Here is a 15,528-nt window from a genome sequence, read left to right on the forward strand (position 1 = left end):
CATATTCATTTTCAACCACTTTACAATAATACATCATATATTAAAAAACTGCAACCCCCGAGGAGATTTAACATTGCTATCCTCCTCGGAAGTTACAGCTCATTTAAATCTCTATATTATTAAAAGTAAAATGGTTTAAAGTAACTATATCATATCAATATAATAAAAGTAAAGTTTTTTTAAGCTATACAGCTTTTTTCTTCCATTGCATCTCTTTTAATTCACCTGATCCAGCTACAACATAGCCTTCTTTTTCATTAACAATGCGCCAACCATGCCCTTTAACCGAATCACATACTGTAACAATTCCTTCTTCAAGAAGCACACGGCAAACGGTACTAATTCCCGCCTTATTTTGCGTTGACGTTGTATATAACACATGTTGATCCACACTTAAATCTAAATAACTACTCGCTTTTTGTTCACTTTGACATGTATGCCAACCTATTTTATCACTTTCGATACTCTCATCTATTCTGCAAAAAGAAATATTCCCGCTAATTCCCTTGCACGATCCACTTGCCGATACTAAATAGGAATTATGTATAGTCAACGCAGAAATCATCTGATTCATCGCTATTTTAATCCTTTTTAATTTACGTGTCTCTAAATCAAAAAGCCAAACACCACCATATTTAGTATGTATTTTCGTACCGATAAATAAGTAATGTTTATATAAAAATAATGATCGAATAGATGGTGCCTCGCTACCGTAATTAAGAAATGGCTGAATAGTCTCCCATGTGGAACCAAAATTATTAGAATGATACAGTGTTTTATCTCCATGAGCAATTACTGTTCCATTCTCATTACTACATACATTCCAACTCGTTGCTTTCGTTGGAAAGCGCTGGATCGTCCACGTTTCTCCACCATTCATACTACGAATAAAAACTCCTTCGTCTCCTACTCCGTAAACTACGTTACCTTCACTATGTAAATCTCGAATTCGTTTTTGGAAACCAGTTAAAACCTGTTTCCATTCTCCATCTTTTTCAATGAATAAACCATTATATGTAGTAGCTAACAAAAGCTTCCCATCTCTTAACTTTGTAATAGCAGTTGCACTTAACATTGTTTCCACGTTGACACTCCCATTCCTAGAACTTCTCGGCAAAAGCAATTGCAAAATCACTGCATTTTTCAACATCATCTTTATCTTCTGGAGCTAATTCAATTTTCAATCCTTCTTGTACAAGTTCTGCCCCGCATTTTACAAGACGTTCTTCAAATATCGTTACCGCTTCACAAAACAGTTCATACGCTGTATCACCTGATCCAAAAACAGCCACTTTTTTACCCGTTAAATCTATATTTTCTAACTCATCATGGAAATCTTCCGCTTCAAATGGTAATTCACCATCACCCCACGTATAAGATCCTAAAATGATTCCATCATAAGCTAATAATTCTTCAGCATCCATACCTTCCATCTCTTGCAATACTACTTCATGATCAAAGGCATCTAAACTTACTTTAATTAAATCAGCAATACTCTCTGTATTCCCTGACATACTTGCATACGCTATTAAAATTTTCGCCACTTTGACATCCCCCTTTTACAATAAATGATTCTCATTCTCATTATATTAATAATGAGAATCAATTTCAATTATATTTTATTCCATAAAAAAAGAACAGATGACTATACAATCATCTGTTCCTTTTTATTACTTTTTAAAAATACCAAATGGTTTTCCAACTGGTAATACAACTTTTTCGAAGTGTGTATTTAACACAGCTGCTGCTGAACCATAGAAAGATAATAATGAAATACATAGTTCAGAATACGCTGCTAAATTATGCATTGCGTGCGGCATAACACCTAAAGTACTTAATGAAAGACCGATAAATAAGAAATCAATAAGGACGAAAATCATAAATAATACTTTATGTGTTTCCATTGCACCAATTGTCATAAAGATCGTGAAAATCAAGTATCCGATAAAGGCTACACCAAGCTGTTTTGAATCTGCAGTTTGGGCTAATTTTTCGCCAAATACTCCAAGTTGAATTAACCAAGTCATTCCAACACCTAACCAAAATAGGCCGTACGCACCAAATGCTGTTGTACCGAACGTATTGTTATGCTTTGCATCGTGAATGCATGCAAAGATTTGTGCAAATCCTCCTAAAAAGATTGCCCATGGTAATACAAGTGAAACGCCATCTGTTAAGCCTAACTTTTGAGATGATGCTACAAGTGTTACCATCGCTAATCCAAATAGACCAATTCCAGATGGATCTGCTGTTGTCATTTTCACATGATGTGTAGTAGTTTGATTGCTCATATAAACCTCCTGATTATAAACATACTCGAATACAATACTTAAATCAGAAGGCTATGTCAATGGTTTTTTTTGTATGTTGTCAGACCTTATTTCCTATAATAATCGAATACACTTTGGGCCACATCATACGGTTTTATATTTACATTTGGCAACTCATTTATCGGCATCCATAAAGGAATATAACTCCCTCTATCTTTCAACTCGAACTCCTCGCCTTTACCACTTCCGAAAACTCCACCTATAATATGGGCATTATAATAATACTCCGTACCTTTATACTTCACCTTTGCAATCAGATGCTCCCCTTGTATATGTACCCCTAATTCTTCATAAATCTCTCGCTTCGTTGCTTCTTCAGGTGTTTCTCCTTCTTCAATTCCCCCGCCTGGAAAAACAAAATACATCTCACCTTCTCGAACACGTTTTATAAGAGCGATTTTACCGTCCTGTACAATAATAGCTGCACCGCGATTTCTTCTCACTTTATTACCTCAACACCAATCGCAACTGTTCCCCATTCTTTTTCTTGTTCTTTCGTATAGATTTTGTATGTACTTTCTAACATTTCCTCTAAGCTAACATTTTCACGGTCAAATAATTTTTTATCAATTTGTTCGTACATTTCCTTAAAACTCTCGTATCGCTTTACCTCTGTTACCTTTACAATAATTGTTTCTGCCGTCATAAGGTTGGTAAATACAATTTCATCACCATGTTTTATTTGTTGACGCTTTTTATCATACAATCTAACTTCAAATACTTTTTTACCCGAATAAATAGATTGAAAAGGCTCATTATATAGTCCCATTTTATGTCTCATATTTCCCACTCCTTTTCATTAGTCTAACATATAGGGAATATTCATTTTCCCTCTCCTCAGAAATACTAAACGTAACAATCTTACCGGTTGTTAGAAGTGAAGAATTAATAATAATGATGCTATACTGTGTACGTTGTCCAACAAAATTCCACATATATGGAGAGGAGTTTACTACACTATGCGCTACGTTATCGTAACAGGAACTTCACAAGGTTTAGGTGAGGCAATCGCCGTGCAATTGTTAGAAGAAAATACAACCGTTATCTCTATTTCTAGGAGAGAAAATAAAAAGCTTACAAAAATCGCCGAGCAAAACAACAGCAATTGTATTTTCCATTCCATAGATCTTCAAGATGTACATAATTTAGAAACGCATTTTAACGAAGTCTTTTCATCTATTCAAAAAGACAATGTCTCATCGATTCATTTAATTAATAATGCAGGCACAGTTGCACCAATAAAACCCATCGAAAAATCAGAAAGTGAACAATTCATTACGAACGTTCAAATTAATTTAATTGCACCGATGATCCTTACTTCCACTTTCATGAAACAGACGAAAGACTGGAAAGTAGATAAACGCATTATAAATATTTCATCTGGTGCAGGAAAAAATCCTTATTTCGGATGGGGAGCTTATTGTACAACGAAAGCCGGTATAAATATGTTTACACAGTGCGTAGCTACTGAAGAAGTGGAGAAAGACTATCCTGTAAAAACTGTCGCTTTTGCACCGGGTGTTGTTGATACAAATATGCAAGCACAAATTCGTGAAACAAATAAGGAAGACTTTATTAACTTAGACCGCTTCACCGCATTAAAAGAAAAAGGAAAGCTACTGTCACCTGAATATGTTGCGAAAGCTATTCGTAACTTACTAGAGACTGAAGACTTTCCGCAAGGCGAGGTTATTCGAATTGATGAATAACGAAAAGGCACGCTAAATTAGCGCGCCTTTTTGTTCTATTTCTCTAAAAATATAAGTACCGACTCCATAATCTTCTCATAACCAATTTCTTGATAAATTTTATTAGACGTTGGATTTGCTAGATCGGTATATAATGTCGTTGTTTTGTAGCCTTCATCTAGCATACGTTGACTAAGTTCGGCTACACAAATAGATGCATATCCTTTTTTTCGTTCCTCTTTCGGCGTATAAACGAAATTGACTGTTATATTATTTGTAGTCGGTCTCGTTTTTGCAGCTACAGAGACTAGTTTTCCGCCCACCTCCAGACCAAATAGACGGTTAGTAGTTATTAGTGTATATGCAGTTTGTTTTGCTTCTTCTTTCGTAGTAGGAAGCTTCACATCTTCACAAAATTGATGTATCCACTGTTCTATTAATGGCAGCTCATCACTATTTACTGCACGAAAAATTCCATCTCCGCTCCACTTCTTCTTTACTCGTTTTAATTCATATACACCTTGTTCCATTCCAAGTGTAGTTTTTTTCCGTTCTAATATCGCAATCTCTTCAGCTAACTTCTGTATGACTTTCTTATTACCAATGAAACCAGGAATATCCGGATATACTTTCGTTAACTCCTTTGCAAGTTCGGCTATATCCTCTTCCGAAATTTCAGAAGTTGCAACAATCATTTGTATCTTCTCTTCTGTTTGAAGAAATACAACTGTAATTTCTTCTCCTCGTTTCGCTACACCCATAAATATCGGTTCTTGAACAACTTGTAATACACCTAATAGCAAATTATTTTCCTGCTCGTTCTTTTCTAAAAATGATATAACATCCTTTTTAAAATGAAAAACATCTTCATATACATGCAATTGAATCATCGACAATCTCTTCCCTCGATTTATATTTTAATTAAGTATTGGCGATTGATTCATTAAATCCTTCTTTTACGATTCAATAATATTTGAAACTACTGTGTTCAAATCATTTTCAGCATGCAACACTCTCTTCTTTTCCTTCTCAAATAGCTCCTCTTCTTTTCGAAACGATTCTTTACGTTTATTAATCATACGCTCCATCTCTTTTTTACTCGGTCCACCATATACATTTCTTTTTTGAATAAAAGCTTCTGGTGATATGATTTCTTTCCACTCTTCTTCTAATAAATTTACTTTCAAATTTTCTTGTAAGTATACATTTATGTCTTTGAAATTTAATTCATGTAACTCCTTTTTCTGCTCCAATGACATATTCGCAATCGCACTTGCTGCATGATGTGCATGCCGAAATGGTATTTCATAGTTTTTTGTTAAAACATCTGCGAAATCTGTAATCGTAATCGCGTGTTTATATGAACGACTTTTTAGCGTTTCCTCTTCTACTTTCATCGTTCGAATAACTGCGTTCATAATACAAAAAACACGAATCGCCTTTTCGATTCCTTTATATAAATACGGCTGCAAGTCATCCTCCGTATCGACAATATCGCCAAATGGTGTATTATGAATCATTTGAAATACAGTAAAGGCTTCCCCTAAAGCACTACTCGTAATAGCACGGGCATGTTCAATTGAAACAGGATTTCGTTTTTGCGGCATAATACTACTTATTTGCACATATGGCTTTGCTACAGTAATCCCATCATATTCTTTCGTCGCTAATAGTAAAAAATCATGAATCCACCTACTCGTGTTCGTCATAATAACCATTAGTAACGAGCTAACTTCTAATAAATAATCCGCCCCAGCAACAGCATCATATGAGTTCTCAATTACATTTGTAAATCCAAGCAACTGTGCCACTCGTTCTCGCTTAATCGGGAAGCTTGTTGTAGAAAGGGCAGCTGCCCCCATTGGAGAATGATTTAAAAGATGATACGCTTTTTTCATTCTTTCTAAATCTCGTTGCATCGTATCATAAATTGCCAAAACATAATGACCAAATGTTGTTGGCTGCGCCGGTTGTGTATGTGTATACGCGGGCATAATTGTTTCCATATGTTCATCGGCAAGCTCCAGCATACTTTCTTGCAGCAATAAATGATGTTCCATTAACCGCAATACAAATTGCCGTAAACTCATGCGATACATCGTTACGCCCATATCATTTCTACTTCTACCGATATGCATATTACTTACAAATTCACACTTTGCTTCTTGAGAAAGCAAATATTCAACTAAGAAAAAAAGATCTTCATGTTGCTCTGTATATAGCAACTTCTCCTTTGGAATCCCCTCTACTTTTTTAAGTGCGGTTAATATAACTTTCGCTTCTTCTCTTTTCATCAACTTTTCTTCAGTTAACATAGTAATATGTGCCCTATGCACTTGAAACATATCTTTTAATAAATAATTACGCTGAAAATTAAATACGTGCTGTAATACACAATCTACATATGTTTTCCCAGGGAAATCAGCGCCTTCCTTCTTAATAAACTCTTCTTTACTCTGTTTCATCACCTTTTCCCCTTTCGCCTAAGTGTTACTACCCATCATACCCAGGGATGGTGAAAAAGTGCTTGTACATAAAAATAAACTCGGCGCTCATAGCACCGAGTTTATTTAATAAAAGTCGCATCATACTTATCACTTTGCAACACTTGGAAGTGTAGATTTGCTAAATGTTTACGTATTTCAGCACTGTCATCTTCATTTAAATTATTTGCCAAGAAAACAATTTCTGTACAGTTTCCCCGTTTATCCATTGCATAAACAGCTTTTGTTACCGTCCATGGTGTATAACCATTCTTTTGCCCGGCATGCCTGAATGTTTTACGATATTTCTTTGCACTCATATCTGTTTCGACGATATTCGCCCACACTTTTTCTTCCGCTTCTGTAAGACCACCTTGATGATTTGCCTTTTGAAGCAGTACCATATAATCGTTAGCGGAAGCAGCCGGCAATCTATCCGACCAAATTTTGTCGTAACGTTCCTCTAAATACAGAGGAATTTCCTTCTGTAATAATGGTCCCTTCTTTTTTAAGCGTTCATGAATAATCATAGCATATTCACGATATTGCTCTTGAGACATTTCTTTTAACTTTTTCTCTATTTTATATTTTGGAACATGTAATTCTTTATGCAAATATCCCGGAATGTATAAAGATGAAACGATCGGAAATAGCGGTTGATGTGCAGGAAGCGCTAAACTTTGTAAATTCCGATTAATATTGTCTAATCCTAATACCTCCATTAAATATTCAGTATTTGCATTAGAACTAAACTTAACCATTCCTTTTGCAACTTCTTCTAAAGAAACCGCTCCTTCAGTTATCTTTTCTTTTTTTTGTAAATAATTTTGCCATCTATCTTGTGCACCACCATCTGTACTCGGCACATAATAACGATTCACATCATTAATTGAAACGAAACTAGACGGATCGATTTTCCCCTCTGTAACTTGTTTCGTATATTCAAGCGCCACAATTAACTTCATCGTACTAGCAACTGGCAATACAACATCTGGATTTACAGAATACACAACTTTATCATTTCTCTTTACTAGAAGAGCGCTATTTTTTTCATTTTTATGCTCTTCAATAAAGGATGCGATGTACTGCGCATCATCATTATTTGAACTCCACACTTTTTTCACTAAAAAGTTACCCGATATCAGCAAAACAAAAATACCCACAATCACTGCGCATACTATAGTTTTTTTCAAGTGAAATTCCTCTCCTATTGTGTAACTCTTCTCTATTTATCTCTTAAAAACAAAATAATGGAGATGATTATTTAAATAATCATCTCCATTATTTTAACTTGCATGTTCCTATTATGTCTACGTCATAATTTTCACAAAATCCTCAAGAAACTTTTTATAATGTAATGACCAACCAATTCTCACCCAATTTTTCAATGCTTTCGCTTCAGGCTGCGGGCGAAAATCAGCGATACTCTCTCCTTTTGCAGCTCCAATCGTATCGACATCAACACGGCGATACACGTAATCTAAAAGAGATGGATTTACCGCTACCATCATCGTAACTACATCGTGCACTGGGCTTCCTGTTATTTTAGGATTCAGGTTTTTATAAGCTTTATAATAATAATTGAAAATCGGTTCTATTAATTTCTTGAAATTCGTTTTAGAATGTTTCGTAATATATTTCACCATTTCCGGTGTAATAATCGCTTCTGAAGTAACGTTAAGCGGTATTAATGTCACATTTTTTGCATTTTGCATAACTAATTGTGATGCAATTGGGTCTCCATGAAAATTTGCCTCCGCGACTGGTGTAACATTTCCGGGCATTAAAAAAGCACCGCCCATTATATAATATTCTTTCACGTACTTCATCATCGGTTTTTCTAAAATAAATGCCGTCGCCAATGTTGTTGACCTGCCAGCATCAACAATGATTAATTCTCCTTTATACTTTTCAAGAATATCGAAAAATGCACAAAATGATTTTATATTTGGAGAAAAGGCTTTCGGAGGCTTAATTGGTCCTAAGCCATCTGCACCGTGAATCTCCGGATAATACGTCACAAAATCTCCGGATAAAGGAATTTTCGCACCATTAATAACAGGTATATCTTCTCGCCCTGCCATTTGCAATAAATACGCCGCATTACTTGTCGCCTTTTCTTGTGTTACATTTCCATATCCCGTTACGACACCAACAATATCAATATCAGGATGTAACAATCCATACATAATTGCTAAAGAGTCATCAATTCCTGGGTCTCCTAAAAATAATATTTTTTTCATAGACCTCAACTCCATCCCATCAATTGTTATTACTTTATGAATGTATGGCGGAATACAGACTGAAAAAGAAAATTTTGTATAAACAAAAAACGTAGGAACTTCGCATTAGAAGTCCCTACGTTTTTCTATATTTTTATGCTACTTTTTTCATCGTAACCATACTACCAATTATATACGCAATAAATGCAAAGCAAATCGGGAAAACAACTGTATGTATACCGAATGGATTAGGGTAGCAAAGGTGAATAAACATATAGGAACCTACTCCAACTAAAATAGATGCGAGAGCTCCAGTTGCATTTCCCTTTTTCCAATATAACCCTAGTACAATCGGCCAAATGAACGCTGCTTCTAAACCACCGAAAGAAAATAAATTTAACCAAATTAAAAAATCTGGTGGTTTAATAGCCGCTGCATAAACAAGCAGTCCTACGATACCAGTAATCCACAGACTTCCTTTTTTTATCGTACTAGCCGCTGCATCTTTATTTATGTAGTTCACATATATATCTTTAATAATTGACGAACTTACAAGTAATAATAATGAGTTCACAGTAGACATTATCGCTGCCATTGGTGCAGCTAAGAAAACTCCAGCTAACCAAGGTGGCAACACCTCCATCGCGAGTAGCGGCATTACTTTATCTGGTACCGTTATGCCTGGAAGGACTACTCTTGCAAACACACCTGTTAAATGCATACCAATCATAATTGTACCGACGACAACCGTTCCAATGATTAATGCTTGGTGCATAGCTTTTGAATTTTTATAAGACATAGCACGCACACTAATTTGCGGTAATCCAACGACACCAATTCCAATTAAAATCCAAAATGATGTGACATATGATTTCGTTAAACTTCCATCCGCTCCGAACGGTGTTATTAAATTCGGATTAATTTGAATAAGTTCCTGCATAATCTTTTCAACTCCGCCACCAGCAATGACAGTAGCAATTAAAATGATTGTTGTTCCGACTAACATAATGATTCCTAATAACGTATCTGATAAAGCGACTGCACGAAATCCACCAATTAACACATACACAAGTACAGAAAATGTAAATAAAAATAGTGCCGTTGTGTAGGAAAGTCCTGTTAGCGACTCAATTAATCGTCCGCCGCCAACCCACTGGGCTACTGTTGCTGAGAACAAAAAGATTATAATACATAACGCAGAAAGAACAACTACCGCTTTATTATTGTATCTGCCCTTTAAATAATCAATAAGCGTAATTGCTTCCATCTTCCTAGCGATAATAGCAAACTTTTTACCGATAACCGTTAAAACGATATATCCTGTTACAACTTGAATCGCTGATAACAGCACCCATCCAAGACCTATATTGTAAGCAATACCAGGCCCGCCGATAAAGCTACTTGCACTACCGTACGTAGCAATCATCGTCATAGCTAATAATAAGCCACCAAGTTCACGCCCACCAAGAAAATATTCTTGTAAAAATTTATTATTAGCAGTTGCTTGTACACGTCTTGATGCATATACACCAATTAAAAACACAACGATAAAAGAAATTATCATTGGGATTATTACATACCAATTCATCTATCATTCCTCACTTTTTTCTTCCTCATCGAGTGGAATATCTTGAAATAAAAAACGAACAACTAAAATAAGCAAAATAACCATTACGATAAATCCAACGATACAGCTATAAAAAAACCATGCTGGAAAACCTAATACATATGTATATTCACTCGGATCCTTACTTCCAAGCCCATAAGCAAATCCATACCATATTATAAAATTAATAATAGCTAATCCAATACCAATTAACGCTTCTCTATGGGCAACTCGAAAGCGCGGATCATCATGATAATTCTTCATTTTCTCCCTCCTCTCACGATGTATAATTGTACCACTGTTTTTCTAGTTTTTCCTAATAGAAAACAAAAACGCGCAGGATTTTTTGTAATTATATAGAATACAATGTTTCATTACATATTTTTTACAATTGTAATGAAAATGAAATTTGAATTTTCAGCATTTATTATTTATGATTTTAAGTAGAGGCTTTTCATCTAGTTCCCACATCCTTGATTTCGGAATAAACGCCGTCTCGTACTGCGTTTAAATTATATTTTCAAGGGGGTTATACAATGAGTCAACTAGCTGTAAATCTTCATGAAAAGGTAGAGAAATTTCTTCAAGGCACAAAGAAATTATATGTAAACGGATCATTTGTCGAAAGCGCTTCCGGAAAAACGTTTAAAACTCCTAACCCAGCAACTGGTGAAACACTGGCTATCGTTGCTGAAGCTGGTCGCGAAGACATTCATAAAGCTGTTGTAGCTGCTCGAATGGCTTTCGATGAAGGTCCTTGGTCACGCATGAGCACTGCTGAACGAAGCCGTCTTATGTACAAACTTGCTGATTTAATGGAAGAGCATAAAGAAGAGCTGGCACAGCTCGAAACTTTAGATAACGGAAAGCCAATCCGCGAAACTTTAGCAGCAGACGTTCCTCTTGCAATTGAACATATGCGCTATTATGCTGGCTGGGCTACAAAAATCGTTGGACAAACAATCCCTGTTTCTGGTGAATATTTTAACTATACACGCCATGAAGCTGTTGGTGTTGTCGGTCAAATTATCCCATGGAACTTCCCACTTCTTATGGCAATGTGGAAAATGGGAGCAGCCCTTGCAACAGGATGTACAATCGTTTTAAAACCTGCAGAACAAACTCCATTATCCGCTCTATACTTAGCTGAATTAATTGAAGAAGCTGGATTCCCGAAAGGCGTTGTTAACATCGTTCCTGGATTCGGTGAGACAGCTGGACAAGCTCTCGTTAATCATCCACTCGTAGATAAAATTGCATTTACAGGCTCTACTCCAGTCGGCAAACAAATTATGAGACAAGCATCTGAATCGTTAAAACGCGTTACATTAGAGCTTGGTGGTAAGTCGCCAAACATTATTTTACCAGACGCTGACTTATCTCGAGCGATTCCAGCTGCGCTTTCTGGTGTTATGTTTAACCAAGGACAAGTGTGCTGCGCTGGGTCACGCTTATTTATTCCGAAGAAAATGTACGACAATGTCATGGCTGATCTCGTTCTATATTCAAAAAAATTAAATCAAGGCGCTGGTCTAAATCCAGAGACTACAATCGGACCTCTCGTTTCTGAAGAACAGCAAAAACGTGTAATGGGCTATATTGAAAAAGGAATTGCAGAAGGTGCTGAAGTACTTTGCGGAGGAAACAAACCATTCGATCAAGGTTACTTCGTTTCTCCTACAGTATTCGCTGATGTAAATGATGAGATGACAATCGCTAAAGAAGAAATTTTCGGTCCAGTTATTTCTGCATTACCGTTTAACGATATTGATGAAGTAATTGATCGTGCGAATAAATCACAATTCGGCTTAGCGGCTGGTGTATGGACAGAAAACGTAAAAACTGCACATTATATTGCAAGCAAAGTACGTGCAGGTACAGTATGGGTAAACTGTTATAACGTCTTTGATGCAGCATCTCCATTTGGAGGATTTAAACAATCTGGCCTTGGCCGCGAAATGGGATCTTACGCGCTGAACAACTATACAGAAGTGAAGAGCGTTTGGATTAACTTAAATTAACGAGAAAGAACCTGACCTACTCGGTCAGGTTCTTTTCATTATGTATTCATTTACACTTGCAATCCACCGCTCACATTTAATACCTCTCCTGTAATGTAAGACGCATACTCTGATGCTAAAAAGGCAGCTGCGTTTGCAATATCTTCCGGTGTTCCGATTCTTCCAACTGGAATCGCTCCAACCATTTTCTCTTTTACTTTATCCGGTATTGTTTTTGTCATATCAGTATCCATAAATCCTGGACAAATCGCATTACACGTAATACCAAAACTTCCAACCTCTTTCGCTGCTGTTTTTGTTAAGCCTACAACCCCTGCTTTTGTAGCCGCATAATTTGCTTGTCCAATATTTCCTTCCCTACTAATAGAAGAAATATTAATAATCCGTCCATACTGTTGTTGTCTCATATAAAGAAGTGCTGGCTGCATACAATAAAAAACGCCAGTTAAGTTCACTTGTAATACTTGTTCCCAAGCAGACTTCTCCATCTTATGTAACATTGCATCTTTTGTAATCCCAGCGTTATTCACTAAAATATGTAATGTACCAAATTTTTGCACCGCATATTCAATTAACGACTTCGCTTCATTTTGATTACTCACATCACATCGATATAAGCTCACATCATACCCTTCATCTGATAATTCACGTGTCGTTTCTTGTAGCTTCTCTTCATTTACATCACTAATTAATACTTTAGCCCCTAGTTTTGCAAAAACTCGTGCGATTTCTTTTCCAATCCCCTGCGCAGCACCCGTTACAACAGCTGTTTTCCCATTCAACAAGTCCATCCCTATCCCCCATTTCTATTAGTTATATTGTATATTTCGGCTCTCTGCTTTCCAAATCCTCTTTGTATAAAAAAGTCTATTTGTGTCAAACTAACTTTGCAACGTCGCATAAAGTGAAACTTTAATCAGTGGGGGGTTTGTTCATCCCCCACTGATTATTAGCCCTCACCAATCGGGCATTTACGGGCAGTTAATCTCCCACCTAGCTTCTTTGTTCCATCTGAATTTTGAGGTGGGAGTTTTACTACCCGTTTATGCGGGATAAAACACAAGGAGATTGTGTCGAATGAAAAAAAAGAATGTAAATCGAAACAAAGCTGCCGATGGCATTGATGTTGAGTTCGCTCGCGAACTCGCTGACCACAATGACTTAGAAGCAAACGCACGTGCAAATGCCGCTGATGCACGTCAAAAACGCCAATCAACAGAAAAATAAGGCACTACAACGTTCCTTATTCTTTTCAACAGGGACCTACTACCCATCAAAATAAACCGAGAGTATCTCTCGGTTTATTTTCTATATTTCTTTATGTAGTGCGCTAAAGCAAGTAACGGATATATATGCCCATAACTATGGTAGCGAATATAAAAGCCACCCGGTAACCCTGTACCAGTAGGATATTTTTCATTCATAGTAGACTGCGCGAGCAAATATGAAATTCCTTTTCGAATAATCGGTGTTTCTTGATCGTAGTAAGAAATAAGTGCATCAAGTGCCCACGCTGTTTGTGACGGCGTGCTAAAGGGTAAAGAAATAATTTTTTTCTCTACACTACTTTGACAGGATTCTCCCCACCCTCCGTCTTCATGCTGCAAATGCTCGAGCCATGAAGCTGCTTTTTTCAACGATGGATGAGTAGAAGGCACTTCTACTGCACGTAAGCCTGTCATCGTTGCCCATGTCCCGTATATATAACATATCCCCCATTTTCCATACCATGATCCATTCTGTTCCTGTACATCCATTAACCATTTGATAGCTTTCTTTTTTTGCTCTTCAGGCAATTCATTCGGTGCATACGTTCCGAATAATTCTAACACCCTACCTGTAATATCTGGTGTGGACGGATCGGTTATCATATCACTCGCATTTTCAATCGGCAAATTCGATAGTAACTTGCTCGTTACCCCTCGTTCAAAAGCTCCCCAGCCTCCATCATTGTTTTGCAATCCTTTTACCCATTCCACGCCTCTTCCCCAAGCCTTATCTACTCTATCATTCCCTCTACTTCGCGCTAACGCTCTAAGGACAGCTGTAGTATCGTCTATATCAGGGATCGTCGTATTAACATCTGAAAATCCCCAACCGCCAGCTACAAGTGATGATGCATGTACGCTCCAATCTACCTTTTTTGTTTGTTGTTTTTGCAATAAATACTCTGTCGCCCTTTGAATCATCTTATTTTCATTTGTAACTTTAGCTTCTTGCAATGAATAGCTAAGTAAAGCGGTATCCCATACGGTAGAAGGAGAATTTTGCAAATGACTTCCTCTGTCCATCTTCCATATATAAGATTTTAATCCTGTCACAGCTTTCTCAATAATTGGAGACTGAATAGAGTGCCCTAATGCAAGCAAAGCATAAATCATATAAAACGTAGCACTCGCGTAACTATACAAAGTTCCATTTTCATCTATACGCTCCTTCATAAAGCGCTCTACTTCTTCGTATCCTTTATGATGTAACGATAATGGATACGATATTACCTTTTTCACATCACCTACAAACGATTGAAACAGCGGAGACCGCTCCTCTCGAAACCATTGCCCACCCCCGCCTGCAATATGATTTAAATTTGGCAATAACTTTTTCTCTACACGGAATCTCTTATTCATACAAATCATCATCGGAATTAAATGTATACGCGCTGAGCTGCTTAGCCCAAATATACTGAGGGGGGAGTCATCTTGTAAAAATAAGATTGGCGTTGGAAAGTGAAAAAGCGCAGGAAATTCATATTCTCCATGAATCGCTAATAAAAATTTCGTCATAAAATGAGCACGAGAAACTCCCCCGTGTTCCTTAATAAACATTTCAGCTCGCCTCATATTCATATCTTCTTTCGAATATTTTTCCGAAGCAAGTAAAGCAGCATATGCTTGAATCGTGGCGGATAAATTCCCTCCCCTTTCATCTTCATATAATTTCCAAGTCCCTTCATTTGTTTGAAGAGATGCTAACCTTTTCACAAACGGTTCTATTTCGTCATTTCGCCCTAATAATTTGAGTAAAAAAATCATATGACAATCCGTTAGTAAAGCTCCTTCAAAACAAAATGACCACGTTCCGTCTTGCCTTTGCATCGTTTGAAGTGCAGTCGTTCTCCTCTCTATCTCCTCACGCACTTTGTCATATAGTAGCACACCGCTCACCCACCCTTTCTAAG

At 36.8% G+C, this 15,528-nt stretch carries 16 protein-coding genes; 3 read left to right on the plus strand and 13 right to left on the minus strand.

Features of this window, described 5'->3' with window-relative positions:
* Positions 1–184 precede the first annotated feature (184 nt).
* The 5 genes from NSQ47_RS11130 to NSQ47_RS11150 form a co-directional block, all read right to left on the minus strand.
* Positions 185–1,084, minus strand: coding sequence for a WD40/YVTN/BNR-like repeat-containing protein (locus NSQ47_RS11130; RefSeq protein WP_078174150.1), 900 nt, complete (start codon positions 1,082–1,084; stop codon positions 185–187).
* 16 nt (positions 1,085–1,100) lie between these two features.
* The gene (locus NSQ47_RS11135; RefSeq protein ID WP_002160966.1) at positions 1,101–1,544 is read right to left on the minus strand and encodes a flavodoxin; all 444 of its coding nucleotides are present in this window, start codon (positions 1,542–1,544) and stop codon (positions 1,101–1,103) included.
* 126 nt (positions 1,545–1,670) lie between these two features.
* The gene (locus NSQ47_RS11140; protein WP_002111076.1) at positions 1,671–2,291 is read right to left on the minus strand and encodes an acetate uptake transporter; all 621 of its coding nucleotides are present in this window, start codon (positions 2,289–2,291) and stop codon (positions 1,671–1,673) included.
* Positions 2,292–2,377: 86 nt separating this feature from the next.
* Positions 2,378–2,773 carry an NUDIX hydrolase gene (locus NSQ47_RS11145; protein WP_341036913.1) on the minus strand — a complete coding sequence of 132 codons (396 nt, stop codon included), beginning with the start codon at positions 2,771–2,773 and terminating at the stop codon, positions 2,378–2,380.
* Positions 2,770–3,111, minus strand: a complete 342-nt coding sequence (locus NSQ47_RS11150) for an ASCH domain-containing protein (RefSeq protein ID WP_016105802.1) — start codon at positions 3,109–3,111, stop codon at positions 2,770–2,772. The genes NSQ47_RS11145 and NSQ47_RS11150 overlap by 4 nt, the downstream gene beginning before the upstream one ends.
* A gap of 178 nt (positions 3,112–3,289) precedes the next feature.
* On the opposite strand from NSQ47_RS11150, the gene NSQ47_RS11155 reads away from it, so the two are divergent.
* The gene (locus NSQ47_RS11155) at positions 3,290–4,039 is read left to right on the plus strand and encodes a (S)-benzoin forming benzil reductase (protein WP_215569069.1); all 750 of its coding nucleotides are present in this window, start codon (positions 3,290–3,292) and stop codon (positions 4,037–4,039) included.
* Between the two features lie 35 nt (positions 4,040–4,074).
* Here NSQ47_RS11155 and NSQ47_RS11160 read toward each other — a convergent pair whose 3' ends face one another.
* From NSQ47_RS11160 to NSQ47_RS11185, 6 genes are all read right to left on the minus strand, one after another.
* The gene (locus tag NSQ47_RS11160) at positions 4,075–4,908 is read right to left on the minus strand and encodes a GNAT family N-acetyltransferase (RefSeq protein WP_341036914.1); all 834 of its coding nucleotides are present in this window, start codon (positions 4,906–4,908) and stop codon (positions 4,075–4,077) included.
* Positions 4,909–4,974: 66 nt separating this feature from the next.
* A complete protein-coding gene (gene argH / locus NSQ47_RS11165) occupies positions 4,975–6,483 on the minus strand; it encodes an argininosuccinate lyase (RefSeq protein WP_341036916.1) in 1,509 nt (502 codons plus the stop codon).
* A gap of 101 nt (positions 6,484–6,584) precedes the next feature.
* Entirely contained in the window at positions 6,585–7,694 is a 1,110-nt protein-coding gene (locus NSQ47_RS11170) for a serine hydrolase (protein WP_002111085.1), read from the minus strand.
* 117 nt (positions 7,695–7,811) lie between these two features.
* Entirely contained in the window at positions 7,812–8,744 is a 933-nt protein-coding gene (locus NSQ47_RS11175) for a nucleoside hydrolase (protein WP_078181153.1), read from the minus strand.
* A 133-nt stretch (positions 8,745–8,877) separates the two neighbouring features.
* Positions 8,878–10,311, minus strand: a complete 1,434-nt coding sequence (gene panF, locus NSQ47_RS11180) for a sodium/pantothenate symporter (RefSeq protein ID WP_088079061.1) — start codon at positions 10,309–10,311, stop codon at positions 8,878–8,880.
* A 3-nt stretch (positions 10,312–10,314) separates the two neighbouring features.
* The gene (locus NSQ47_RS11185) at positions 10,315–10,593 is read right to left on the minus strand and encodes a YhdT family protein (RefSeq protein WP_002160957.1); all 279 of its coding nucleotides are present in this window, start codon (positions 10,591–10,593) and stop codon (positions 10,315–10,317) included.
* A 272-nt stretch (positions 10,594–10,865) separates the two neighbouring features.
* Here NSQ47_RS11185 and dhaS point away from each other — a divergent pair, with 272 nt between their 5' ends.
* Positions 10,866–12,350 (plus strand): aldehyde dehydrogenase DhaS, encoded by a 1,485-nt coding sequence (gene dhaS / locus NSQ47_RS11190; protein ID WP_002160956.1) that lies wholly within the window; start codon positions 10,866–10,868, stop codon positions 12,348–12,350.
* Positions 12,351–12,400: 50 nt separating this feature from the next.
* Here the strand turns inward: dhaS and fabG are convergent, their stop codons facing one another.
* Positions 12,401–13,141 (minus strand): 3-oxoacyl-ACP reductase FabG, encoded by a 741-nt coding sequence (gene fabG / locus NSQ47_RS11195; protein WP_002111090.1) that lies wholly within the window; start codon positions 13,139–13,141, stop codon positions 12,401–12,403.
* A 286-nt stretch (positions 13,142–13,427) separates the two neighbouring features.
* Here fabG and NSQ47_RS11200 point away from each other — a divergent pair, with 286 nt between their 5' ends.
* Positions 13,428–13,577, plus strand: coding sequence for a YfhD family protein (locus tag NSQ47_RS11200; RefSeq protein WP_002066466.1), 150 nt, complete (start codon positions 13,428–13,430; stop codon positions 13,575–13,577).
* Positions 13,578–13,651: 74 nt separating this feature from the next.
* Here the strand turns inward: NSQ47_RS11200 and NSQ47_RS11205 are convergent, their stop codons facing one another.
* Positions 13,652–15,505 (minus strand): terpene cyclase/mutase family protein, encoded by a 1,854-nt coding sequence (locus NSQ47_RS11205; protein WP_341036920.1) that lies wholly within the window; start codon positions 15,503–15,505, stop codon positions 13,652–13,654.
* Between the last annotated feature and the right edge of the window lie 23 nt (positions 15,506–15,528).

Origin of the sequence: Bacillus sp. FSL R10-2780 (assembly GCF_038006125.1) — a bacterium.
Classification (GTDB): Bacteria; Bacillota; Bacilli; order Bacillales; family Bacillaceae_G; genus Bacillus_A; species Bacillus_A cereus_U.